At 39.7% G+C, this 24,283-nt stretch carries 17 protein-coding genes and 4 pseudogenes; 15 read left to right on the forward strand and 6 right to left on the reverse strand.

Translation table 11 applies throughout. The annotated features are described in order from the left end of the window. Positions 1-343 precede the first annotated feature (343 nt). From H4J63_RS16075 to H4J63_RS16085, 3 genes are all read left to right on the forward strand, one after another. Positions 344-565 (forward strand): hypothetical protein, encoded by a 222-nt coding sequence (locus H4J63_RS16075; protein ID WP_007581825.1) that lies wholly within the window; start codon positions 344-346, stop codon positions 563-565. Positions 566-975: 410 nt separating this feature from the next. Then, positions 976-2,997 carry an ATP-binding protein gene (locus tag H4J63_RS16080; protein WP_024605668.1) on the forward strand — a complete coding sequence of 674 codons (2,022 nt, stop codon included), beginning with the start codon at positions 976-978 and terminating at the stop codon, positions 2,995-2,997. 340 nt (positions 2,998-3,337) lie between these two features. Next, complete coding sequence (locus tag H4J63_RS16085) at positions 3,338-3,793, forward strand: PH domain-containing protein (RefSeq protein WP_024593081.1); 456 nt, start codon at positions 3,338-3,340, stop codon at positions 3,791-3,793. Positions 3,794-3,913: 120 nt separating this feature from the next. Here the strand turns inward: H4J63_RS16085 and ahpF are convergent, their stop codons facing one another. After that, a complete protein-coding gene (ahpF, locus tag H4J63_RS16090; RefSeq protein ID WP_024593080.1) occupies positions 3,914-5,488 on the reverse strand; it encodes an alkyl hydroperoxide reductase subunit F in 1,575 nt (524 codons plus the stop codon). A 154-nt stretch (positions 5,489-5,642) separates the two neighbouring features. Next, on the reverse strand, positions 5,643-6,212 hold the full coding sequence (gene ahpC / locus H4J63_RS16095; RefSeq protein WP_002960601.1) for an alkyl hydroperoxide reductase subunit C: 570 nt from the start codon (positions 6,210-6,212) through the stop codon (positions 5,643-5,645). Between the two features lie 281 nt (positions 6,213-6,493). Here ahpC and H4J63_RS16100 point away from each other — a divergent pair, with 281 nt between their 5' ends. The 3 genes from H4J63_RS16100 to H4J63_RS16110 all read left to right on the forward strand — a co-directional run bounded on the left by H4J63_RS16100 (position 6,494) and on the right by H4J63_RS16110 (position 8,201). Then, entirely contained in the window at positions 6,494-6,913 is a 420-nt protein-coding gene (locus tag H4J63_RS16100; RefSeq protein ID WP_149593146.1) for a DUF3429 domain-containing protein, read from the forward strand. A gap of 67 nt (positions 6,914-6,980) precedes the next feature. Further along, entirely contained in the window at positions 6,981-7,382 is a 402-nt protein-coding gene (locus H4J63_RS16105; RefSeq protein ID WP_165723377.1) for a hypothetical protein, read from the forward strand. Positions 7,383-7,385: 3 nt separating this feature from the next. Next, positions 7,386-8,201 (forward strand): class I SAM-dependent methyltransferase, encoded by an 816-nt coding sequence (locus H4J63_RS16110; protein ID WP_165723378.1) that lies wholly within the window; start codon positions 7,386-7,388, stop codon positions 8,199-8,201. A 27-nt stretch (positions 8,202-8,228) separates the two neighbouring features. Here the strand turns inward: H4J63_RS16110 and H4J63_RS16115 are convergent, their stop codons facing one another. After that, positions 8,229-9,830, reverse strand: coding sequence for a GMC family oxidoreductase (locus H4J63_RS16115; RefSeq protein ID WP_165723379.1), 1,602 nt, complete (start codon positions 9,828-9,830; stop codon positions 8,229-8,231). Between the two features lie 197 nt (positions 9,831-10,027). Between H4J63_RS16115 and H4J63_RS16120 the strand changes: the two genes are divergently transcribed. From H4J63_RS16120 to H4J63_RS16130, 3 genes are all read left to right on the forward strand, one after another. Further along, positions 10,028-11,014, forward strand: a complete 987-nt coding sequence (locus H4J63_RS16120; RefSeq protein WP_182197500.1) for a Gfo/Idh/MocA family protein — start codon at positions 10,028-10,030, stop codon at positions 11,012-11,014. A gap of 428 nt (positions 11,015-11,442) precedes the next feature. Next, entirely contained in the window at positions 11,443-12,186 is a 744-nt protein-coding gene (locus H4J63_RS16125; RefSeq protein WP_002960591.1) for a FadR/GntR family transcriptional regulator, read from the forward strand. A gap of 231 nt (positions 12,187-12,417) precedes the next feature. Then, complete coding sequence (locus H4J63_RS16130) at positions 12,418-13,281, forward strand: DMT family transporter (RefSeq protein ID WP_182197502.1); 864 nt, start codon at positions 12,418-12,420, stop codon at positions 13,279-13,281. A gap of 81 nt (positions 13,282-13,362) precedes the next feature. Here H4J63_RS16130 and H4J63_RS16135 read toward each other — a convergent pair whose 3' ends face one another. Together H4J63_RS16135 and H4J63_RS16140 are read right to left on the reverse strand one after the other, a co-directional pair. Further along, positions 13,363-14,559, reverse strand: coding sequence for an MFS transporter (locus H4J63_RS16135; protein WP_024605662.1), 1,197 nt, complete (start codon positions 14,557-14,559; stop codon positions 13,363-13,365). A gap of 73 nt (positions 14,560-14,632) precedes the next feature. Continuing rightward, complete coding sequence (locus H4J63_RS16140; RefSeq protein ID WP_182197504.1) at positions 14,633-15,727, reverse strand: NADH:flavin oxidoreductase/NADH oxidase; 1,095 nt, start codon at positions 15,725-15,727, stop codon at positions 14,633-14,635. Positions 15,728-16,206: 479 nt separating this feature from the next. On the opposite strand from H4J63_RS16140, the pseudogene H4J63_RS16145 reads away from it, so the two are divergent. From H4J63_RS16145 to H4J63_RS16170, 6 genes and pseudogenes are all read left to right on the forward strand, one after another. Then, positions 16,207-18,624, forward strand: a pseudogene (locus tag H4J63_RS16145) (TonB-dependent receptor). A 101-nt stretch (positions 18,625-18,725) separates the two neighbouring features. Then, a pseudogene (locus H4J63_RS16150) lies at positions 18,726-19,583 on the forward strand (tetratricopeptide repeat protein); the annotation flags it as partial. A gap of 79 nt (positions 19,584-19,662) precedes the next feature. Further along, positions 19,663-19,968 (forward strand): IS66 family insertion sequence element accessory protein TnpA, encoded by a 306-nt coding sequence (tnpA, locus tag H4J63_RS16155; RefSeq protein WP_182197506.1) that lies wholly within the window; start codon positions 19,663-19,665, stop codon positions 19,966-19,968. Beyond that, positions 19,965-20,318, forward strand: a complete 354-nt coding sequence (gene tnpB, locus H4J63_RS16160) for an IS66 family insertion sequence element accessory protein TnpB (RefSeq protein ID WP_024605589.1) — start codon at positions 19,965-19,967, stop codon at positions 20,316-20,318. The genes tnpA and tnpB overlap by 4 nt, the downstream gene beginning before the upstream one ends. Positions 20,319-20,375: 57 nt before the next feature. Further along, positions 20,376-21,902: pseudogene (tnpC, locus tag H4J63_RS16165) on the forward strand (IS66 family transposase). A 25-nt stretch (positions 21,903-21,927) separates the two neighbouring features. Further along, positions 21,928-22,662 (forward strand): annotated as a pseudogene (locus H4J63_RS16170) (sulfotransferase family protein); the annotation flags it as partial. Between the two features lie 785 nt (positions 22,663-23,447). Here H4J63_RS16170 and H4J63_RS16175 read toward each other — a convergent pair. Further along, a complete protein-coding gene (locus H4J63_RS16175) occupies positions 23,448-23,954 on the reverse strand; it encodes a YqhA family protein (protein ID WP_182197507.1) in 507 nt (168 codons plus the stop codon). Positions 23,955-24,283: the final 329 nt, after the last annotated feature.

Raw genomic sequence — 24,283 nt, forward strand, 5'->3', positions numbered from 1 at the left:
CAATATGCGCGGATTACATCAAGGTCAGAAGTAATAATCTTCACTAAAAGACCGTATATATGACAGCAAACCTGTCCCTGCTATCGTTGAATGACACCTTGCAATACTGGAGGAGACCATATATGAATTCTGGTTAAGAGATTTAAAAACACTATAAATAATAACGATATTTAAGTCTGTTTCTCTCTAGCTAGAAATTTTTGGTGAAAACAAGGCGAATTTACGCGTCAATAGCTGGTCTATTGCAAGGAAATTCAACGCAGTTAGCGCTAAAAATAGCTGCTTGAGATAGATTTATTATCCAGAACTCAGGTTAACTATAGCCTACACATAAGAGAATATTATGAGCGAAAAAATAAACGAAGAAGCACTCCACGCCCTAAAAATAGCTTTTACTTACATGCCTAAAGCGATTGAAGTGACAAAGTATGAATATGGCGAGCGCTACCAAAGCGTACTTGATCACATTGAGGCTGTACGTGAAACACTGCTTATTAACGATGTTGACCCAGAGGAAGTAGGCGGCGATATCAACCCGCAATATACCCCAAATTCAACGTATTAAAAGTATACCGCTGAGTATTATATGCTCGGCGGCATGCTGCGCTATATACAAGGGCCTGTTTATCTTTCGAGGTTAAATTTGCAGCAGAGTGTTTGGTATTTAGGCAAGGCAGAGCCTATTTAGTGTGGTTATTCCCCATAAATAGGCGATAACGCAGCATAAATGCCAAACATGCGTTGCCCTTTGGGTTCTGCCTAGGGACAATTTTTAATCCTGAAAGGTCAACAGGCCCTACTACTATTAATAAACCACTAACTTAGTTCATAAAAACATAAGGTTATAAAATTTAATACGTATCAATTTTAGTTATTAGTAATTAAAACTGTTAAACTGGATTTTAAATTAATACCAATGCCCTTATTGGCCTATGTATTATATAAATTGAACAAAAGCTTACGGGGTGTTTTCTTTTGAATTTTTTACGATGTTTTCACGATATAGTTTCTAATCAATCTCTTGATTTTGAAAATAAAATTAATAAGCTCTTAGTGTTTGGGTTAGAAGTATTTGACCTTGAGCTAGGTATTATTAGTAAAGTAGATAAAAACAGCTACACCGTTTTATATGCCAAAACCCCTGACAACTCACTTTTACCCGGTACCGTGTTTGAATTACAAGGCACCTATTGCGTACATACGCTCGCTGCTGGCTCTGCACTTGCCTTTCATAAAGCATCTCAAAGTGCAATTGCAAACCACCCCTGTTATATAAACTTTCAGTTAGAGTCTTATATTGGCGCGCCAATAAAAATTGGTGATAAAATATTTGGCACCGTTAACTTTTCATCCGCAAAAGACTCCCTCGCTTTTAACGATGATGCTTATGACTACATCGAATTATTTGCACAATGGCTTGGATCGGAATTTGCTCGCACCCAAGCTAAAGAACAACTCATAAAAAATAGTAATACTTTATTAAAGTTAGAGCACATTGCAAATATAGGCACGTGGGAAGTTGATCTAATCTCCGATAAAATTACCTGGAGCGAGCAAACATACCTCATACATGAGGTGGATGAACAATTTCAACCGCAAATGAATTCTGCAATCGAGTTTTATAAAGAAGGCCCAAGTCGTGAAGGCATTACTCGCGCGGTAGAATTAGCCATAGAAAAAGGCAAAAAATGGAATTTAGAACTAGAAGTAGTAACCGCTAAAAATAAACACTTATGGGTGGCTACCTTTGGTGAGGCCGAATTTGATGAAGGCCGATGCGTGCGGTTATTTGGCACCTGCCAAGATGTAACCGAATCAGTAATGCTACGAGAAGAGCTTAAACAAAAGCAAGCTCAAGCAGAGCGCCTACTTGAAGACAGAAGCATGCTATTTGCTAAAATCAGCCACGAATTAAGAACCCCACTCAATGGTATTACAGGTATGCTTACAACATTAGTCGACGAGCATAGTGAAGAAGTGCGTGCCGAAAAAATTAAAATCGCACTTAGAAGCGCCGATATTTTACTCAGTATAATTAACGAAGTTCTCGATTTTTCTAAAATTAATCATGGTGAGCTAAAGCTTGAACCTACTGACTTTTTACTAAAAACAATTTTTACCGATTTAACTTCTTTGTATACACCTCTATTTAAAAACACGCATGTAACGCTACAAGTAAATAATACAATTGATGACAACTGCTGGGCGTTTAGCGACAACACACGCCTTAGCCAAATAACCTCTAACTTACTAAGCAATGCGCTGAAATTTACTGAGAATGGTTCAGTTACACTAAACACAAACCTTTCTAAAATAAAAAATAAGCTAATTTTAAATATTGAAGTGTCTGATACCGGCCGAGGAATGAGTAAAGGCTTTTTAGAATCACTATTTTCTCCTTTTTCTCAAGAAGTAGATGCTAAGAATTCAAAAGGTGGAACAGGCCTTGGCCTTGCAATAGTAAAAGAGCTTGTTGAATATATGGGCGGAAAAATAAAGGTAAAAAGTACACCTAATAAAGGCACTACGTTTTTAGTAAATATTCCTATTGAGAAAGGGACAGAACAAAAACAAGAAAGCCTTAAATCAACGTTAGATATCAACGGCAGTGAACTATCAGTGCTTGTAGTCGATGATAACGACATTAATAGGTTGGTACTTCATGCTTCTTTAGGCAAACTTAATATAAAAGCCGACTCTGCAGTTGATGGCCAAGATGCTGTATTAAAATGTCGCCAAAAGCATTATGACCTTATTTTTATGGACTGCATAATGCCCATACTCGATGGATTTGAGGCAACAAAGCAGCTTAGATCAGAAAACATCTGCTCGCATGAAGAAACCTACATAGTGGCTATAACTGCTAATACTTCATCACAAGACAAACTTGCCTGCAAACAAGCCGGTATGGATATGTTTATATCAAAACCGTTTAAACTACCCATACTTGAAAAAGCGGTTATTAACGCGCTTGAGCATACAGCTAAAGTTAGCTAACCTTTATAGCTAACTGATTGGTTAAATAAGGATATAAAATTAAAAACATAATTAGAACTATATTACTAACAGTACTTATTGTTGCAGTATTTAAAGGCGTTTCCACTGGGCAATGGAGCTCATCAATAACAATAGTTATCGTATCAGGCGTATTGCTGTTAGTTACATTTATCAGTGCTAAGTCATCACGTGGATCATCAGCTTATACTGGCAGTGACTCATCAGTTTCCTCTAGCAGTAACTCATCGCATTCTCATACAAATTGTAGCGGCGGCGATTCTGGTGGCTGTGATTAATAAATCATAAAGGCCTATTAAAAACTTTGTGTTATGGGAATATTTTGCCAACAATTAAAATTGCTAAGTTCTGGCGTTCGATCGAGGCATTAGGAGAAATTGCTACTAGAATCCTTGGCCTAGGATTCGTCTATCTAATTTTCTCATTCATAGGGCAAGAATTAATAGGTGAGCAGTTCAAAAATGATGTCCTACTAAGCTTAGTCGTTTTACCTGCAATTTATGTCCTGAAAGATTCTCATAAAATATTGGAAGCAGTTTTTATAGAAGTTCTTACTAAAGACAACTCTATAACCGTATTTAGTGGAATACTAACAAGAAGAGAAGACAAACTAGGTTTCAAAAGCGTTGAAAATGTAGAGCAAGTCACAACAATTTTAGGCCGTATTTGTGGCTACTCCACAATCCACTTATATGCTTATGGAAGCTGGGTGAGGATACCTTTTATTAAAGATCCAGAGAAGCTCAGAGTTTGGCTTGAAGAGCGAATACCTCACTAAGATTTCAATAACATAAAAAAGCCGCCTTTGGAGAAGGGCGGCTTGGGTTAACAAACAGCTATGGGTGTAGCCTTGCTGTTATATCAAGAGAGTTTTTACTAAATTTTTTATTAAATAATGTTAAGCAGCACTTTGATCAGCTTCTTCAGAGTGACGAATTAAATAATCAAATGCACCTAAACTTGCTGTTGCACCGCTGCCCATTGCAATAATAATTTGTTTAAACGGAGTATTGGTTGCATCCCCCGCGCCGTAAATGCCTGGTAATGAAGTTGCGCCTTTAGCATCAATCAGTATTTCACCAAATTTACTTAATTCAAGGTCGCTGTCTTTTAACCACTCGGTATTTGGTATTAAGCCTATTTGTACAAATATACCGGCAAGTTCAAGCTCTTTGCTCTCTCCCGACACTCTATCTGTGTACATTAAGCCAGTTACTTTTTTACCATCGCCAAGTACTTCGGTAGTTTGTGCACTTTTGATAATGGTAATATTAGCCATGCTTTTAGCTTTACGAATAAGCACTTCATCAGCACGTAGTGTGTCTGCAAATTCAAGTACCGTAACGCTTTGCACAATATTAGCTAAATCAATTGCCGCTTCTATACCCGAATTACCACCGCCAATTACGGCAACAGGTTTACCTTTAAATAAAGGGCCATCACAATGTGGGCAATATGCCACACCATGGCCGCGATATTCTTGCTCCCCTGGTACGTTCATTTCGCGCCAGCGTGCACCAGTGGCAAGTACGAGCGACTTAGCTTTGAGTACTGCGCCATTTTCAAGTGTAATTTCGTAGCCATTGTTATAACCAAGTGCCGCTGCCCGCTGATTATGCATTACATCTACATCGTATTCTTTAACGTGTTCTTCAAGCTGGGCAACCAATTTTGGCCCTTCAGTCGCCTTAATCGAAATAAAGTTTTCTATTGCTAATGTATCTGCAACTTGTCCACCAAATCTGTCGGCAACAATACCTGTATTTAACCCTTTTCGTGCTGAGTAAATCGCAGCCGATGCGCCCGCAGGCCCGCCACCAATTACAAGTACATCAAATTTATCTTTTTTACTTAGCGATTCAGCTTGGCGCTGTGCCCCTTTGCTATCTACTTTATTGAGTATATCGGTAAGGCTTAGTGCACCTTGGCTAAATGGTTCGCCATTTAAATACACAGCCGGTACAGCTAAAATATTTCGCTCTTCTACTTCATCTTGAAATAATGCACCGTCAATCATGGTGGCTTTAATATTACTGTTTGTCGCTGCCATAGTGTTAAGTGCTTGCACTACTTGCGGACACGTTTGGCAACTTAAACTTATATATACTTCAAAGTTAAGTTCTTGAGTAAGCGATTGTATTTGTTCAATGTCTTCGCTTTTAGCTTTACTTGCGTGTCCGCCAGTATGTAAAAGTGCTAGCACTAAACTTGTGAATTCGTGGCCCATAGGTACGCCTGCAAACGTAATATGGGTATTTTTAATAGGTGAATGTACAACCATTGACGGGCGACGCGCGCTTGTATCTGGGTTGTTCATTACCGTAAATTTATCGCTCAGTGAGGCTAAATCGTTCGCTAAGCTTTCTACTTCTGCTGATTTTTTGCTGTCATCCAAGGCAATAAGCAGCTCAACAGGTTGAGTAAGCGATTCAAAATGGCTTTTTAATTGATTTTTTATGTTGTTATCTAACATGGCTTAACCCTTTTAGGAAAATTTAAACAGCAAGCCTCCCATGCCAAATAATGCATGTGCTTAAACAAGTATATTGATATAGGAGGCACCAACAAACGGATGTTCGTTGATTTAAGGGCAGTTACCTGCCCTTATAGTAGGAATAAATCTATACTTAGATTTTACCGACTAGGTCTAGTGAAGGTGCAAGTGTGTCTTCACCTGGCTGCCAAGATGCAGGGCAAACTTCACCATCGTGAGTTGCAATGTATTGTGCAGCTTGTACTTTACGAACTAGTTCTTTAGCGCTTCGGCCAATTCCTAAATCGTGAGTTTCGATTACTTTAATTTCGCCTTCTGGGTTCATTACAAATGTACCGCGAAGTGCTAAACCTTCTTCTTCAATCATTACACCAAAGCTACGTGTAATACGCCCTGTTGGGTCGCCAATCATTGGGTAAGTAATTTTACCGATAGTGTCTGACGTGTCGTGCCATGCTTTATGAGTAAAATGAGTGTCGGTAGATACTGAGTAAACTTCTACGCCCATTTCTTGAAGTTGTGCATAGTAATCTGCAAGGTCACCTAATTCGGTAGGACATACAAATGTAAAGTCTGCTGGGTAAAAGAAGAAGATTGACCATTTACCTAGAACATCTTTTTCAGACAATTCTACAAAGTCACCGTTGTGGTAAGCGGTTGCATTGAATGGTTGTAATTTTGTATTAATTAATGAAGTGCTCATGGTATTTCCTCATCTGTGTTTATGTATTTTAAAAGTAATCAACGCTTTCGTTTTGAACGACCTTCTGCGTTGGCTTGAGTAGTACAATAAGGCCAATAGGAAATTAAATAAAATTGATTGTTTAGATTAAAACAATCGGTTTTTTGGGTTGAACTATATAATCATTGTTATCGTAAACATCAGTTGAATTGTAAACGCTGGCGAATTATTAAGACCGCTAATCGCAATACTGCTACAATAGCCCCGCTTCAAATAAGTCATTAAATATAAGGCGCACCGTAATGGAAAAATTTGTTAACCATATACAGCTAGGTTATCTAGGCTTAATCCCGTTTTTAGGGTGTGTAGGTTGGCCACTCATGTTTGGCAGTAATAGCCTTAACTTAGAGTTTTTTACTTTTTACAGTATCGCCATTTTAGCATTTATGGCGGGTAACTTATGGCGCGCCGGAGAGCAAAGCTATAGCAATGCAATTAAAGCGGTATTACCTGTTATCCCAGTTCCATTTGTATCATTTTTACCTGTAGAGTGGGCACTGGCTTGGCTAGGTGCTAGTTTTTGGTTAGTACTTATATTTGAAAAAGCCACGCCACAATGGCAAACCTATCATAAAGATTATCAAAAAATGCGCTTTGTACTTACCTCTGTTGTGTTTGTTTGTCACATTCTGACTATTGGTATGAGTATTTACCCTAAATAGCAGCTGTAAACTTAAATATTGCGTGGTAATAAGGTAATATCCGCGCACTGCTATTTGAGGACACACCATGATTGACCAACTACGCCAACAACTCGACGAACTTGGCGAAAACTACGTAGAAAAAAACGCTGCATTTAAAATCAAAGTGATCCCATTTTTTTGTGCTATTCGCATTAAAAAAGATCATAAAAGCGAAGGTCGTTTAAGCTTTTATTCAAGTCAATTACTCGAAATATTATTAGTCGTCTTATTTTTGCTATTCGGTTTAACACTGTACGATACAGATGCAGGGTTCACTCACGGCCCTATTCATATTGCCTTTGCTATTTTAATTACCTTTAATCTTATTATTAAACAAATCGCAATCGAAGGATTAAAAACCAGACTTGCGTTTCATCGTTTACTAGCAAAAGACTCACAAACAAATAGCAATATAAATAATACTGCTACACACATAAACACTAAATAAAATATGTATTTAAATCCTCAATGGCGAATACTCACCGTAGGCGATGGCGATTTATCGTTTTCGAACGCTATTTACACCCATCTATCGCCAAAAGTTTTGGTTGCATCCACTTACGATGACCAAACTACTATTGAGCAAAAGTACCAGCACAATGCACTTAGCAACTTAAAAGCGCATAACGTTGAGGTACTTAATAGTTTTGATGTAACAAACCCTGCATGTTGGCAAGCTCTAAGTGAAAACCAGCACAGCTTTGATGTGGTTATTTTTCAGTTTCCGCTTATACCTGCATTTGTTGGCCGTGAAGCATTTGAAAACAACACGCGCCAAACCAGTATGAACGTATTAAACCGCGCTTTACTGCACCAATTTATTAAATACGCTAACGAATACGCGCTTGATAAAAATGGGCCAATGCTTTGTTACATCACCTCAAAGGATGTAAAACCTTATCGTGAGTGGAATATAGAAGGGAGTTTAAATAACGGTTTAACCGCAGATTATTTAGGCCAAATCCCATTTGATATTAGCCATTTTGAAGGTTATAAAATTCGTAATGTTGACCGCGATAAACACGTTAAAGACACAAGCGGCATAACTTACGTTTTCAGCCCAAAAAGTCTCGATAAACATACTAGCGAATTAAGCTCACGCCTTACAAAGCCTGCATACTTAACATCTAACCATTGCCCCCTATGCCGCGTTGGGCCTTATGTGGCAAGCGAGGACGAAGCCAAGCATCTAAACGCTAAAAAGCATCAGCAAATGCTACATCTTGAAAGCGATTGGCAACAATGGCTAAATGAGTTTTATCGCTAATTAATAGCCCTGCTATTGTTAATTCAATTATACGTTTTCGTGTTTAATTAAATCAGCCGCTTTTTCAGCAATCGCAATTACCGGCGCATTTGTGTTGCCGGTAATAATAGTAGGCATAATCGACGCATCAACTACGCGTAAGTTACTCACCCCGTGTACTCGTAAATTAGTATCTACCACTGCCATTGAGTCTTGCCCCATTTTACATGTCCCTACTGGGTGATACTCGGTATCTGCAGTTTGGCGTATAAACTCAATTAGCTGCTCATCATTATTTATATCAAGCGGGTAGAGCATTTTACCGCGTATGTTATCAAAAGCGTTGCTTTGCATAATAGCGAGTGTTTTTTTAAGGCCTGCAAGCATTACAGTTAAATCATCTGGGTGGCTTAAATAATTAGGGTCTATAAGCGGTGCACTACGCGGGTTGTTATCGGCTAATGTAATAGTACCTCGGCTTTTGGGGCGCATAATACTGCTGTGTATACTGTAACCATGCCCAGTGTGTAATTTACGACTATGATCGTCCACCAGCCCAATTACAAATTCTAGCTGCACATCGGGCGCTGGCGAGCCTTCAAATAATTTAATAAACGCGTGCGACTCTGCAAAATTACTGGTTAATCGCCCTTCTCGTTTACTAAACCAGTTAACGCATCCTTTTAAAATGCTGGCAATGCCAAGCGGGCTTATACCAAATGTGCCTTTACTTGTTTTTGATTTATAAAGTGGCACTACCGTTAAGTGATCTTGTAAATTAGCGCCAACACCTTCAAGTACGTGCTGAACCTTAATGTTATGTGCACTTAACTGCTCTTTTGGGCCAATACCCGAAAGCATTAATATTTGCGGCGAATTAATAGCGCCAGCACTAAGTATTACCTCTTGTTTAGCACGTAAATTAATAACCTCCTTATTACGCCCTATTTGCACGCCTTGCGTTATCTTATTAGCTATATTTATTTTATTAACGTGGCTATGGGTTAATACCGTTAAATTCGGGCGGTTTAAATGCGGTGTTAAATATGCTTTTGCTGCACTACAACGCTCGCCATTGTGCTGAGTTACCTGCGATAAACGCGCGCCGCTTTGCTCTTTGCCATTTATATCGTCGCTTAAATTAACGCTCTGCTCAGCACAGGCATTTAGAAAATATTGGTTTACATTGCTTGGATTACTTAGCTCTTGTACATGTAGCGGGCCTTTTGTTCCGTGCAGCTCATTATTTATAAACGCTTTATTGTTCTCAGCTTTAATAAAGTACGGGAGTAAACTCTCAAAATCCCAGCCTTCATTACCAAGCTGTGCCCAATTATTGTAATCGTATTTGTTACCGCGAATATAAACCATTGCATTGGTAGAGCTTGACCCACCCAATACTTTGCCGCGCGGCACAAAACCACAGCGGTTATTAAGCGCTTTTTGTGGCACCGTATTGTAATGCCAGCTATTTATGCCATAAGGCACACTCGCTGCTATGCCAGCTGGCATTTGCACAAATGCACTTTTATCGCTGCCGCCAGCTTCAATTAAACAAACATTTACATTTTTATCCTCAGACAAACGCGATGCCATAACACAGCCGCCACTGCCTGCACCAATTATGATGTAATCATACTCTGTGCTCATACAACTTGCCGTTTACTTTTTATTTACACCACAATACATAAAACCAGCTCATTAATCGCTATTTATATTGCATAAACCCTCAGCTAAAAAACGACGTTAATTAAAGCCTAAACACATTAAAAACTTAACCTTTAAAACAAACACGCCAAAATTTAAAATGATACAATTATCGCTCTTATATTTTCTAAGGAGTGAGCATGAACTTTGTTATTGTTGGCACCAATTTTATTAGCGACACATTGTTAGCCGCTGCAAATACGTTAAACGATTTTAATTCATATGGGGTGTGCTCGCGCGCAGTATCTAGCGGCGAAGCATTTTTAGCCAAACACCCACAAAATGCACAAGCAAAAATTTTCACCTCAATCGAGCAAGTTTGCCAAGATCAAAATGTCGATGCTGTCTACATAGCCGCCCCTAATAGCTTACACAAACAATATGCCGTTATGTGTCTAGAAGCGGGTAAACATGTCCTTGGCGAAAAACCATCAGCTGCCAATTCTAAAGAGCTTGCAAGCATTATAGCTACAGCAAAAAAGCATCAGCGCCTTTACATGGAAGCCATGATGACCACTCACTTGCCTAACTATGAACAGCTACAACAGGCAATGGTAAAAATTGGCACACCACGTAAATATATTGGCCAGTACAGTCAATACTCATCGCGTTACGATAAGTATAAAAATGGAGAACGCCCAAACACATTTTTACCCGAGTTTGCAAATGGTGCTTTAGTTGATTTAGGGATTTACCCGCTGTATTTATTAATTGCACTTTGGGGGGCACCAAAAAGCGTGAGTGCCAGTGGCGTATTGCTCGATACTGGTGTAGATGGTGCGGGCGATGTATTACTAAACTATGCAGATAAACAAGCCGTTATTAGTTACTCCAAAATATCGCAAGGCGACAACATAACCGAAATACAAGGCGAGCTTGGGCGCATACGTATAGAAGCCGTATCGCAACTTAAAAAAGTGGAATTTATTGCTAATAATGGTGATGTAGAGATTATATCCCAGCCGTTTGATGAGCACTTTATGAAATACGAAGTTGAGCATTTCATGTCATTAGTGAAGCAAAATATCCTTGAGTCACCTGTTAATACGCACATTTTAGCCAGTAACGTAATGAGCGTTCTTGATGAAGCGCGCAAACAGCTTGGGGTTGTCTACCCTAACGACTAATTAAATAAAATATGGGCGTTAACCAACGACAGTTAACGCCCAGAAGAAAGCTTAAATAGCTATCGTACAACTACACACTTTACAAACACATTTAAAAATAGCGATCCCCATCCATGGGCAATCAAATACTTCTACAACAAACTTAACACTGGCAACCCAACTCGGTTTATTACCAATATTTATTACTCAATAACCTTAAATCTAACCTAACACATAAAAACATTACCAATCAAGCTGGCCAATTACATTATTTTAAACTAAATTGGTGATACAAGAATGCAACCGTTGGTGTATAGTGGTTTTTAACCCTAACATCGCGTTAGAATTTTGACATAATAGTGAATTTTAAGGTAACCTCTGATATTAACAGTTGGTTTTGACTTATAGGCCCCAGAGGCCATTATTCCTTAAGGTAATGAAGGTAAAGTATGGGTAATCGTCGCTTATTTTGGCGCATAGTTGATAAAATTGAGTCTTTAATAAATCAAGGCGAATTTTCTGCTGGGAGTCGTTTACCACCTGAACGTGAACTTGCAGAAATGTTTGATGTAAGTCGCCCTACCATTAGAGAAGCTATTATCGCATTAGAAGTACGTGGCCGAGTTGAAGTTAAAACTGGCTCTGGTGTTTACGTAGTAGAACAAAAAAATGCATCTATAAAATCAAAAGAAATCAGTGCATTTGAACTCACTCAAGCTCGCGCATTAATTGAAGGCGAAATTGCCGCTTTAGCTGCTCAAAGCATTACAGAAGAAGAACTAGAGCAACTAAATAAAACATTAATTGCTATGGAAAAAGGCCTGTATGTTGAGCAAGCCGACCGTGAGTTTCACGAAATTATAGCTAGAGCAACGCGTAATAAAGCACTTGAATTTGCAGTGTCTAACTTGTGGGATTTACGTTTAACAAACCCACAAATTGTTGCTGACTATGGCAGTGTGTGTAAAAACAATAACGAATGCGTTATGGACGAACACACCGCTATTTATACAGCCCTAAAGTCGCATGATGCAAATGCAGCGCGCAGTGCAATGCACAAACATTTTAACCGCTTAATTAATGCTTTATTTGACGCTGTAGAATCGCGTGCACTTGAAGAAATTAAACGCAAAAATGATGAAAAACGAGGCCTCTACTCGCTTGATGGCTTAGTTAATAAAAGTGCCCACTAAGGCCTTTTAACCAACTGATTAAAGTTAGCAAACGCCTGTTTGCTAACTTTACCTCTTACTTTATTTACCTTCCCTATTTAATATACTTTTTATTGCGTTATTTTTGGTCGCAAACACTTACCTATAAATTTAAAAAAAGATACTATGCCGCCATTAATATCGGCGGGTTTAGCTTTTATACTCCCTGCATAACATAACTAATTGATAGAGTTACTCAACTCAAGGATAAAAATGCAAGCATCTTCAAAAAGTTATTTACTGGCTATCGTGTGTGTTCTGCTTGCTATGATGACCATACAAACAGGCGCGTCATTTGCAAAACAGCTTTTTCCTATTGTTGGTCCTGAAGGTACAACTGCCCTTAGGCTTGGGTTTTCTGCCTTTATACTTTGCTTAGTGTTTAAACCTTGGAAACACTTACCTACTTCTGGTAATCGTATTCCTATAATTGTGTATGGTTTAAGTTTAGGCGGCATGAACATTTTGTTTTATTACGCCATTGAACGCATTCCACTAGGCATAGGTGTAGCGCTTGAATTTACAGGCCCGCTTGCTGTTGCATTATTTTCATCGCGCCGTAAGCGTGATCTATTTTGGGTAGGCTGTGCTATTGCGGGTATTTTATTACTACTGCCTGATATGAAAGGCCAAGAAAGCCTAGATCCGGTTGGCGTTATATTGGCGCTTGCCGCTGGTGCATGTTGGGCAGGTTATATTCTTTTTGGTAAAAAAACCGGTAATCAAGGCTCTGGTGGTGCAACTGTGGCTATGGGTATGACTATTTCGGCCATTGTACTTGTGCCCTATGGCGGAATTTTGCAAGCCTCTTCATTCAGTTGGGATATTATTCCATTAGGTATTGCTATTGCAGTACTCTCAAGCGCCCTGCCGTATACCCTAGAAATGATCACTTTGCGTAATATGTCGTCGCAAGGCTTTAGTATTATGATGAGTTTAGAGCCCGCAATTGCAGCATTAGCCGGATTACTCATATTAGGCGAACTATTGTCTATTTGGCAGTGGCTGGCAATATTACTGGTAATTATTGCCTCTGTTGGTAGCTCGTTTTCAAACGCAAAAAAACAGACTACTTAGTTAACTACCAAATAACCTAAATAATCTAAATAAAGTCACCACGCAACATGGTGACTTTATTGTGTTGTATCCAGTAATTTTTTAACTCACAGCCTTACTTTGCTTTTTAGTTGTAACCAAATAGCCAATCAACGAAATAAGCGGCATGCCCGTCGCGACCAGAGCAATACCTGTCCACCCGCACGCTTCATATAATGGGCTGGCAATAAGCGAGCCTACTGCGCCACCTACAAATATACTCGTCATGTAAATAGCGTTTAAACGCGCACGGCTTTGCGGCTCTAGTGCATACACTGCACGTTGACCCAATACCATATTGGCCTGCACAGCAAAATCAATAAACACACCGGTTAATGCCAATACTATAATGCCGTAAGGTAGCTCAAATAAGCTTGGTAAAAAGCACACTGCTGCAATTACTTTGGCCAGTAACGATACCTGATGTGTATAGCCTTTATCTGCCAAGCGACCAACAATGGGGGCAGCTACAGCACCTGCCGCACCCACTAATGCAAACAATGCTATTTCTGATTGCGATAAACCATACTCACGGGCAAGCACAACCGGTACGCTCGTCCAAAATAAACTGAACGATGCAAACATTAATGCTTGAAAAAGTGAACGTTGGCGCAGCACTGGTTGGCTAATCATTAACTGTTTAAGCGATTTTAATAACTTAAAATACGTTGTTTTATGGGTAGGTTGCCTGCTTGGAATAGCAAAATAAATTACGCCTGCAATAAACACCATACACCCTGCTGCAAAGTAAAATACAGCACGCCAACCAAAGTGATCGGCTATTAAGCTCGATATTGGCCTTGCAAGCAAAATACCTAACAGCAAACCTGCCATAATATTACCAAGCACCTGTCCGCGTTTTTCATCCGACGATAAATGCGCAGCAAGCGGAATAAGAACCTGAACAGACACCGAGCTTATACCTATCATCAAACATAAAATAAGCATTACATTAGGTGAATCAGCCAATGCCGTACCCACTAAACTTAAAAACGACACAGCGAGCGTTATAAGCATTAAGCGTTTGTTTTCTATTAAGTCAGCTAAAGGCACTAAAAAAAACAAACCTAAGGCATAACCTATTTGTGTAAGCGATACGATAAGGCTGGCACTATGCGAGCTTAACCCCACCTCTGGTGCTAGTAACTCAATGATAGGTTGAGCGTAGTAAATATTGGCAACAATAAGGCCGCAGCACAAAGCAATAATAGTGACGAGTGTATTGCTAAGTGGTTGTGGTGAAACGCCTGTTTGGGTCATGTGTATCCTACTTTACAAAAATAATAAAACCCAACCAGCAAACGCTGATTGGGTTTTTACAAAAAACTAAACTTTACTTAATTGGGGATGGCTGCCCATGTGGGCTTGAGCGTAAATACTGTTTAGGTGCAGTCACTGTAGCACCAAGCTCTGCAGCAACATGCCACGGCCAATGCGGGTTATATAAAATACCACGCGCAAGTGCTACGCCATCGGCTTGCTGCTCACTAATAATATCTTCGGCTTGTTGCGCCTCAGTGATTAAACCAACGGCTATTACAGGCATTTTAACAACGTTTTTTATCGCTGTTGCAAATGGCACCTGAAAATTAGGTTTTACTGGTATTTGTTGCTCAGGGCTTAAACCCGCCGTACTTACATGAATAAAATCACAGCCGAGTTCATCAAGCGCTTTACTAAGCACTATCGATTGCTCTAAATCCCAGCCGCCTTCAACCCAATCGGTTGCCGAGATACGCACACCCACTGCTTTTTCACTTGGTAATACCGCGCGTACTGCTTTAAATACCTCAAGCAATAAGCGCATTCTGTTTTCTAGGCTACCACCGTAGTTGTCATCGCGCTTGTTTGAAAGTGGCGACAAAAACTGGTGTAACAGGTAACCGTGCGCACCATGTAGCTCGATTAAATCAAGGCCGAGTTCATCAGCGCGTTTAGCTGCACTGACAAAGTCTTTAATTAGTGAGTCAATATCGGATTGGCTCATTGCTTTTGGTACTGGGCTGTTAGCGTCATACGCAATTGCCGAAGGGGCGAGCGTTTGCCAGCCATTAACATCATCAGGTGCAATGGCATCGCCACCGTCCCATGGTTTTTCAGTTGATGCTTTGCGCCCAGCATGCGCTAACTGAATACCAATAGGCATAGGGCTGTATTGCCTTACTGCTTTTAGGCTTTTGTCTAGGGCTTGCTGGGTTTCGTTATTCCAAAGCCCTAAATCGCCATAGCTAATACGCCCTTCTGGGTTTACTGCTGTTGCTTCTAAAATAAGTAATCCTGCACCACTTAAACTCAATTGGCCCAAATGAATAGTATGCCAATCGCTAGCAGCGCCATTGTTTGCTGAATACTGGCACATGGGTGCAATAATAATACGGTTATCTAACGTTACTTGCCCAAGTGATAAAGGCGAAAATAGTTGGCTCATTGTTAATCCTTAAAAAACACGCACAAAAAAGTGCTGACAAAACAAAAAAAAGAATACGAAGCGGCAATCAAACACGCTCACTCAATAACTTACACAGTTACTTATAATTCCGACTTAACACTCTTAATGGGGATAAAAATATACTTTAATAGTGCTGATAAAAGCATAATTAATAACATTATAAACTATCAATTTTAATGTAATAATTTGTTTAACGAGCACATCATAAAGCCATTTTTAAAAAATGAATGACTATTTACCTTTAAACAAGAGTGCGATTTTTAACCTAGCTGTACCTAATAGGACTAAGCTATTGCTTATATTGCCTATTAACTAAATAACCCCCCCACAAACAAAATATATTTATTCTATAAAAGTGAATTAAAATTCAATTTAAATATTCCAAGCTACTTCACTCCCTGATAAACTGCTTAACTTAATTTACTAATGTAAAACATTTGAACCGGGGATCACTTTTTATGTTTAAACCAAGCTTGTTAACCTTGGCTATTTCGAGCGCTGTTTCTAGCGTATTTTTATTGCCTAATGCCGCACTTGCTCAAGAAGAAGTTGCAGCTAAAAACAAATCACTCGAAGTAATCGAAGTTACAGCAACAAGGCGCAGCGGCTCTGTGCAAAATGCACCGCTAAATATTACAGCCCTTGATGCAGATATTATGAAAGATCAAAATATCAATGAGCTTGCCGATGTAGCGCGCTGGGTACCTGGTTTAACAATTACCGATCAAGGTGGTCGATCAGGCTCGCCTATTATTGTTCGTGGTTTAAATACCAATTCATCTGGTCCATCATCAGATGGCGGCACGGTATCTACTTACATTAACGAAATTCCGGTTTCGGTAGATATGCGCCTTGTAGATATTGAGCGTGTTGAAGTATTAATTGGGCCACAAGGCACCCTTTATGGTGCAGGCACATTAGGCGGTGCAATTCGCTACATGCTTAAACAGCCTGAGCTTGATTTTACATCGCTTGAAGTTTACGGCGACCTGTTTCAAACAAAAGAAAGTGACTCTCTAGGTGGCGAAGGCGGTTTTATATTTAACCTTCCTATTATCGAAGATAAATTAGCGGTACGCGCCAGCTTAAATGTATATGAAGATCCGGGTTTTATCGATTACGGCTATGTAGTACGTGAACCTGGCGTATCGTTGCCAGATCCAGATTGGAGCGATAGCTCAGCAGTTAATAACAACCTTAAAAATGTAAAAGACGCCAACGGCGAAACCACCACAACAGGTCGTATTTCCGTACGCTTTAAACCAAATGAATCGTTTGAAGGTACGCTTAACTACTTTTACCAAAACCAAGACAGCGAAGGCCGCTCGATTGTTCATTACAACAGCCTTAATGCAAACAACGGTTTAAGCGACGTAATAGGTAAATACTAATCAGCTTATCGCTTTGAAGAGCCTCGCGAGAAAAAAGACCAATTATTAAGCCTTGAACTAAAAGCCGATTTAGGTTTTGCTGAGCTAGTATCGGCAACTGGTATTTCGAGCTTTGATGCCGACGGCCAACGCGACCAAACAGATTTACTAATTCGCCTTGATTACGGTTATGAAGAGTTTCCTTCATTTTCAACGTTTACCCGTGAAATAGATGAAGAAGATACCTTCACTCAAGAAATTCGTTTAGTGTCGCAAAGCGACAGCGACTTTAACTGGATTGTGGGTGGCTTTTACAACAAAACAGAAACCGAAGCATCAAGCAGAGAGTTTACGCCTGGGTTTGACCAATTCGCTATCGATAACTTTGGTGGCGAGCAGCTAAGACCAGACTCATTAGAATACTTAGAGCTTACAAAAAGTAAAGTCACTGAGTCTGCACTATTTGGTGAAGTTGGCTACCAAGTAACCGACAAATTAGATATTACCATTGGTGCCCGTTTTTACGAATACGATGTAGAGTCGCAAGCAGCTTTTGACTTCCCACTAGCCAATACATTGTACGGTGGTGCGGGTCCTGACGACATCACAGTTGCATATGAAAAAGATGACGCTGGCGATAACGGTAACTTATTTAAATTTAATGCAAAATACCAGTTTACTGATTCAGTAATGGGCTATGTAACAGTAAGTGAAGGCTTTAGAATTGGCGGTTCAAACGGTTTAGTGTCATGTGAGGAACCTATTTCTGAGGATCAACAAACAGGTTGTGGTCAACCTGACGAATTATTATTTGAAGCCGACACCACAACAAACTACGAGTTAGGCTTTAAAAGTACATGGTTTAGAAGCCAACTACACTTTAACGCCGCGTTATTTAACATCGATTGGGATGATGCACAAATTACGGGCGCTACAGATATAGGTCAATTAACGTACCTTTCAAACGCAGGCAGCGCAAATGCAAAAGGGATTGAAATTTCAACCCGTGCGATTTTATCTGACTCGTTTTCAGTTTATGCAACTTATGCCTACACAAAAGCAGAGCTAACATCAGACGCACCATTTTTGTTTAACGCCGATGGCACCGGTGGCGCAGAAGACGGCGACCGTTTACCTGGTTCACCTGAAAACCAATTTTCGATGGGTGTAAACTATCAAACAGACGTATTTTACGACAAAACACTCGATATTAACTACGGTTTAACCGCGCAAAGCGACGTGCTTTCAAGAGTTGGGCTTCGTGATAACGGCGAAACACTACCAGGTTACAGCTTAAGTAATATATCAGCTAAATTAACAGCTGATGCATGGTCAACTACCCTATATGTTGATAACCTATTCAACAAATACGCAGTTACGTCAGTTCGTCGTTCAGATGCCGATATAACATCAGCTAATGGCGCCGATATACAACGTAACTACGGCCATTACATTAATCGCCCGCTAACGGTAGGTGTTAAATTTAACTACAAATTTGAAATATAATTTAAGCGACTTTTAAACAGTCTCACTTTTTAAACACTGTTTTAAGGCTCAAATTTATTTGAGCCTTTTTATTTTCTTTTACAAAATAATTACCAAAAACCATGCAGCCAAATTTAAAGCAACTTCATCAAAGCGCAATACACTCCCTAAACCAAGGTAAAATAGAGCAAGCACACAAAGCCCTAGTGGAGTTAGTGACACTCAAACCAGACTTTGCTGATGGGTATTTTTTGCTGGCAATGGTTAATTTAACTGTTGGGCAAATACACAAAGCAATAAAGCTCATCGAAAAAGCCCTTACCCTTGGCCAAAGTATTGAATACACCGCGCAACTTGCTAAATGTTACGCACTTACTGGCGAATTACAAAAAGCAAAAAATACCGCACTATCGGTGCCATTAAAGCAAATAACTAAAGCACTTGATGCCGACACACTCGGCGTTGCACTTACTCAAGCAGGCATTCACGAACACGCACTTAACTACTTTGAGTGCGCTATTAAACTGGCTACAGCAGCTAACAAAGCTCAACCACCGTTTTATTATAACTACGGCGTAAGCGCTAAATTTTTAGGACTATTTGATAAAGCCCAACACGCTTTTGAAAATGCCATAGCGCTTAACCCGCTGCACCACCAAAGTCATTTTGCATTAAGTGATTTAACTAAAGTAAGTAAGCAAAATAACCATATTGAGCGCTTAAAAAATGTATTTGAGCAAGTAACACACCCCGATGCAAAACTGCATATAGGCCATGCTTTAGCAAAAGAGTATCAAGACCTTGGTGAATTTTCAGAGGCTTTTAACGCGTTAGAGCAAGGTAAAGTAGCAAAACGTACTGTGCAGCCATTTGATCATAAAAGCTCAACTGAGTTGTTTGAACATATTAAACTCTTAAGTGAACAACACACACAAGCGCTAACACAAGGTAACCCAACGGCCGAACCTATTTTTGTATTGTAAGCGCGCAATTAAACCCACATACCAATATTAATGGCACCTATGCATAATTTACTCAGCATATTAACCTGAGGTAATTATGAATAAACAGCAAAAAATAAAACACTGGCAAGGCATTTTTGAGCAGCAAAAATCGAGTGGTTTAGCCACCATTCAATTTTGTCGTGATAACAACATTAACGCATCGACTTTCTATGTTTGGCGTAAACGCCTTTCTGACGAAACGATAAGGGTTAAAAAGCAACAGGTGATCCCGTTTGTTATTCATGAGCAAGCCTTTACACACCCTTCAATCATTAAACTCACCACACCAAACGGCTATCAAATAGACTTCGAGTCGACATTAGCGCACCAAGCACTCGCCAAATTATTGAGCGTACTGTGACACCTTGCACCCACCAAGTTTACTTGGTCACGGGATTCACCGACATGCGAAAATCAATCAATGGGTTAAGTATTATTGTCAGCGATACCCTATCTCTCGATCCTTTAAGCCAAGCGTGGTTCGTTTTTTGTAATAAACAACGCGATAAATTAAAAATTTTGTTTTGGGATACCAATGGTTTTTGGCTTTATTATCGTCGCTTAGAGCAAGGACGATTTCAATGGCCAAATCATGCTCAAGCACACGTAGCCATGGGGATTGAACAACGGCAGTTACAATGGTTATTATCTGGCTTACCGGTAAATAATAAAACCCGCCACTCAACTTTATCAGGGTTATCAGTGATGTAAATTAACCAGATCGTTTTTTTTACTTGAACGATCTTTCCCATGTGTCATGCTATTAAAATGCCAGACACTATTCTCATCACCGAACTACAAAATCAGCTTGCACTTATGCAGGCTAAGCTTGATGGCTTAGAAAAAGATAAAATTTCACTGCAAGAAGATAAGGTTGAAATGCAATCGCGGATTGACCACTTGCTTGCTGAGCTTAAGTTAAGTAAATCCCAAAAATACGGTAAAAAAAGTGAAAAAGCCCCACGGGGCACCTTCAATGAAGCGGAGCAGCATAAAACGACTGAGCCGCCTAAACACCATAAGAAAGGTAAACAAATACTGGCTGAGCACTTTGAACGAGAAGAGGTTGAGCACACCTTAACCGAGTTAACGTGTCAGTGTTGCGGTGAACAACTACATCAATGTGGTAGTGAAGACAGCGAGCAAGTGAAGATTATTCCGGCGAAAGTCAGTGTCATTAAGCACAAACAATTTAAATATGCTTGCAGACATTGCGAGCATGAACAATTGGCCAGTAAAATAATCACCGCGCCTAAACCCAAGCAGCCTATTCCTGGCAGCATTGCGAGTCCAGAAGCGTTATCGGCGGTTGTTACGGGCAAATACTGCGATGCCTTACCGCTTTATCGTTTCGTTGACATACTGGGCCGTGGCGGCCTTGAACTATCGCGCGGAACATTAGCTAATTGGTGTATTAAAGCGGGCCTGCTAATCAGCCCCTTAGTGGCAGCCATGCAACGTCACTTGCTTAATGAGCACAGTTTATGTGCCGATGAAACCCGTACACAAGTCTTAGATGAAGGTGACAATCCTAGCAGCAATTCCTACATGTGGGTTTATCGCAGCAATGAGGTTAGCCATTAGCCTGTCGTGATTTACGATTACCAAGCAGGTCGAAGTCGCGCTTGCGCAAAAGAATTTCTTGCCGGTTATCAAGGCTATTTACAGTGCGACGGTTACCGTGTTTATGACGGTATTGAAGGCATTACCCCTGTTGGTTGTTGGGCACACGCTAGACGCAAATATAACGATGCCTTAAAAGCAGAGTCGAAAAACAAAGGTCGAGCGCATAAAGCCATCAGCTTTATCAGCCAATTATATAAACTGGAAACCCAGGCTAAAAACAAACAGTTATCCCCTCAAGCGCGGTATCAGTTACGACAAGAAAAAGCCTTACCCATATTAATGCACTTTAAAGCGTGGCTTGATGAAGCCGAAGGTAAAGTAACGGCGGGGAGTTATATTGGCAAAGCGATAAAATACACGCTTAATCAATGGCCGAAATTAATGCGATATAGTGAAGATGGCGAACTAGGGATTGATAATAATATTACTGAGCGAGATATTCGGCCGTTTACCACGGGTAGGAAAAACTGGCTATTCTCAAAGTCAATTAATGGTGCCCAAGCAAGCGCCACACTCTATAGTATTGTGATGACGTGTCGTGCCAATGACATCAATCCTTATTACTACTTTGTGCATTTATTTAAAACGTTGCCGAATCGAGATGAGGGTGATGATGATTTTACCGACCTAATGCCGTGGAATGCGCAGCTAGACTTCGATTATAGCTAAGCGCACTGCTTAAATGCGCGCTTACTTTGTATTAGGCATGCCCCGCTCTGGCACCACATTAGTTGAGCGTATTTTATCGAGCCACAGCGACGTGCAATCAGCCGGTGAATTACAAGACTTTGGCCTAAGCGTTAAAAAGCTAAGCCAAACACAAACACCTCACGTGCTCGACACTCAAACGCTCAGTAAAGCCTACGAGCTTGATTTTAATCAGCTTGGGTCAACCTATTTAAACGCAACACGCGTAATAACAGGCAGCCATAAACACTTTATTGATAAACTCCCGTTTAACTTTTTTTATATCGACTTAATAACCAAAGCACTGCCAAACGCTAAAATTATTTGTATGCTGCGCGACCCAATGGATACCTCCATTGGTAACTATCGCCAATTATTTACCATTAATAACCCCTACTACGCGTACTCGCTCGACCTACTCGACACTGTAAAATTTTATAGCCGTTTTTACAAACTAATGCAGCACTTCAGCATGCAACACAGCAATATAAAATTAGTAAAATACGAAGAATTAGTTGCACAGCCCGAGCAGAAAATAAAAGAGTTAGTCAGCTTTTGTAACTTAGAGTGGCAAGAGCAGTGTATAGATTTTCACTTAAACACCGCACCGGTTTCTACCGCAAGCAAGGTGCAAGTACGCCAACCACTTAATAATAAAGCAATTGGCCGTTGGAAAGCATTTAAGCCCCATACTGATGAAATTGAAGATTACTTTTTAAAACAAGGTATTAGTATTGAGTAATGGTTTTATAGCTGGGAGTTAAATGAGTGGACTTAGGGATAGTCCGCTTTGTGCTAGCGTAGGTCGGATAAGCGAAGCGCCATCCGACACAGTAAAATACCTTCCAATTATTATCAACATTTTATGTTGTCGAGTGGTTGGAGAGTCCCATAAACGGACTTTGCCTAATGTATTTTCTTATGTGCTTAAAGCTTGAGCTCCGAACCATAGCCAATAAATTACACAACTCTTTTAATTTTATATCCTTTTTATTGGCATTACATCCTTACTCCAGAAATCTTATGCAGTTCAATTGTTTTATAACACCGCAGATATCTCGCTATTTCTCGAAGTGACTTACTTGCTGCCGACCCTCGTGAAATGCTTTCTCGTTGTGCAAGAGTTCGTGTTGCTTGTGAGCGTTTCAGCGCAAGCGGCCATACGCCGCCTGTTTTATGGATAATACCTAATATAGATGAATCGTATCGTCCAAATAATCTTCCTATATCATCCGCACTATCACCATGCTAATGTCGATCCCAAATTAACCTTCTTTGTTCTGCATTATTATAAATACGCTTTCTCTGTTTCATGCAAACGCTCCTTTAACTAATGATAAGGATAGCGTTGCATTCTTCAGTTGAACTCTCAGCCTCAAACAGACGTAATTTAACTTGATTATTCAAAAGTCGAACACGATCGTAAATTTAACACCAAAAATTTAAAAGGTTGTTTTATGTTTTAAATAATAAGATAAAATTTACACCTTAAAGTACAAAACATTTATAGTAAACGTTTAATACAACTTAATTAGATCGCTTAATATCGGCATGACCAAGCCATAAACTTATCGCTACTAATAAAACTATAATGGCTAAGTATAGTAGTTCAGCCATAGATTGAGGTTTAATTTCCACAAGGTAAGCAAATACCTTAATCACCAATAACATGATAACAACTTTACCAAGCTTAGCTTTTAACTGATCTATTGTTTTAATCTCATAAGCTTTTGACGTGTGCTGCCGTGAATTTTCTATTGGACTAATAAACAGCTCGTATAAACCAAAAGCGAAGATAAATAAAACGGCTGAAAGTAGAAACGTATCTAAAATTTCAACTACAAAGAGAATAATATTGTCGCGGGTCACATTGCCTGAGTGAGTAATTAAATAGTCAAATAAAGCCGTAACTAGGTGAATAACTTCATATAAACCCAAGCTAATCAAAGCAACACCGGTCACCATACATGAGATGACGCCAAAAACGAGTACAATTCGGCTATTCCAAAGCATTGACTCAAACAATTTTTCCATAGTTTCCTCTTATAATTAAGCGCGCCATTCGCTAATTTTTTTAATGAATGGTTTAAAATAGTTATTTTTATCAGTGAACATGCTTATATACTCAGGTAAAATAATACCGCCTGCCATATGACTGTGCCCGCCGCCAAAACCTCTATTAGTATTATTTAACGTTTCTCTTGCTAACCTCCCAACATCAACACTCTGACACTCACCCCCTGTGTCAGGATAGTTGTCGCCTCTAACTTTTAATAGAGGCAGATAAAATGAGACGTCGATTTACACAAGAATTTAAAGTTCAAGCTGTTGAAAAAGCATTATCTCAATGTGATGATGTTCGC

Source organism: Pseudoalteromonas sp. 5Ae-yellow (assembly GCF_014077565.1).
Classification (GTDB): domain Bacteria; phylum Pseudomonadota; class Gammaproteobacteria; order Enterobacterales; family Alteromonadaceae; genus Pseudoalteromonas.

What these genes read in the sequence shown, in the direction of transcription:
- H4J63_RS16075 (WP_007581825.1), top strand. Translation starts at nt 344, where the DNA reads ATGAGCGAAAAAATAAACGAAGAAGCACTCCACGCCCTAAAAATAGCT.
- ahpF (WP_024593080.1), bottom strand. Translation starts at nt 5,488, where the DNA reads ATGTTAGATAACAACATAAAAAATCAATTAAAAAGCCATTTTGAATCG.
- ahpC (WP_002960601.1), bottom strand. Translation starts at nt 6,212, where the DNA reads ATGAGCACTTCATTAATTAATACAAAATTACAACCATTCAATGCAACC.
- H4J63_RS16100 (WP_149593146.1), top strand. Translation starts at nt 6,494, where the DNA reads ATGGAAAAATTTGTTAACCATATACAGCTAGGTTATCTAGGCTTAATC.
- H4J63_RS16105 (WP_165723377.1), top strand. Translation starts at nt 6,981, where the DNA reads ATGATTGACCAACTACGCCAACAACTCGACGAACTTGGCGAAAACTAC.
- H4J63_RS16110 (WP_165723378.1), top strand. Translation starts at nt 7,386, where the DNA reads ATGTATTTAAATCCTCAATGGCGAATACTCACCGTAGGCGATGGCGAT.
- H4J63_RS16115 (WP_165723379.1), bottom strand. Translation starts at nt 9,830, where the DNA reads ATGAGCACAGAGTATGATTACATCATAATTGGTGCAGGCAGTGGCGGC.
- H4J63_RS16120 (WP_182197500.1), top strand. Translation starts at nt 10,028, where the DNA reads ATGAACTTTGTTATTGTTGGCACCAATTTTATTAGCGACACATTGTTA.
- H4J63_RS16125 (WP_002960591.1), top strand. Translation starts at nt 11,443, where the DNA reads ATGGGTAATCGTCGCTTATTTTGGCGCATAGTTGATAAAATTGAGTCT.
- H4J63_RS16130 (WP_182197502.1), top strand. Translation starts at nt 12,418, where the DNA reads ATGCAAGCATCTTCAAAAAGTTATTTACTGGCTATCGTGTGTGTTCTG.
- H4J63_RS16135 (WP_024605662.1), bottom strand. Translation starts at nt 14,559, where the DNA reads ATGACCCAAACAGGCGTTTCACCACAACCACTTAGCAATACACTCGTC.
- H4J63_RS16140 (WP_182197504.1), bottom strand. Translation starts at nt 15,727, where the DNA reads ATGAGCCAACTATTTTCGCCTTTATCACTTGGGCAAGTAACGTTAGAT.
- tnpA (WP_182197506.1), top strand. Translation starts at nt 19,663, where the DNA reads ATGAATAAACAGCAAAAAATAAAACACTGGCAAGGCATTTTTGAGCAG.
- H4J63_RS16175 (WP_182197507.1), bottom strand. Translation starts at nt 23,954, where the DNA reads ATGGAAAAATTGTTTGAGTCAATGCTTTGGAATAGCCGAATTGTACTC.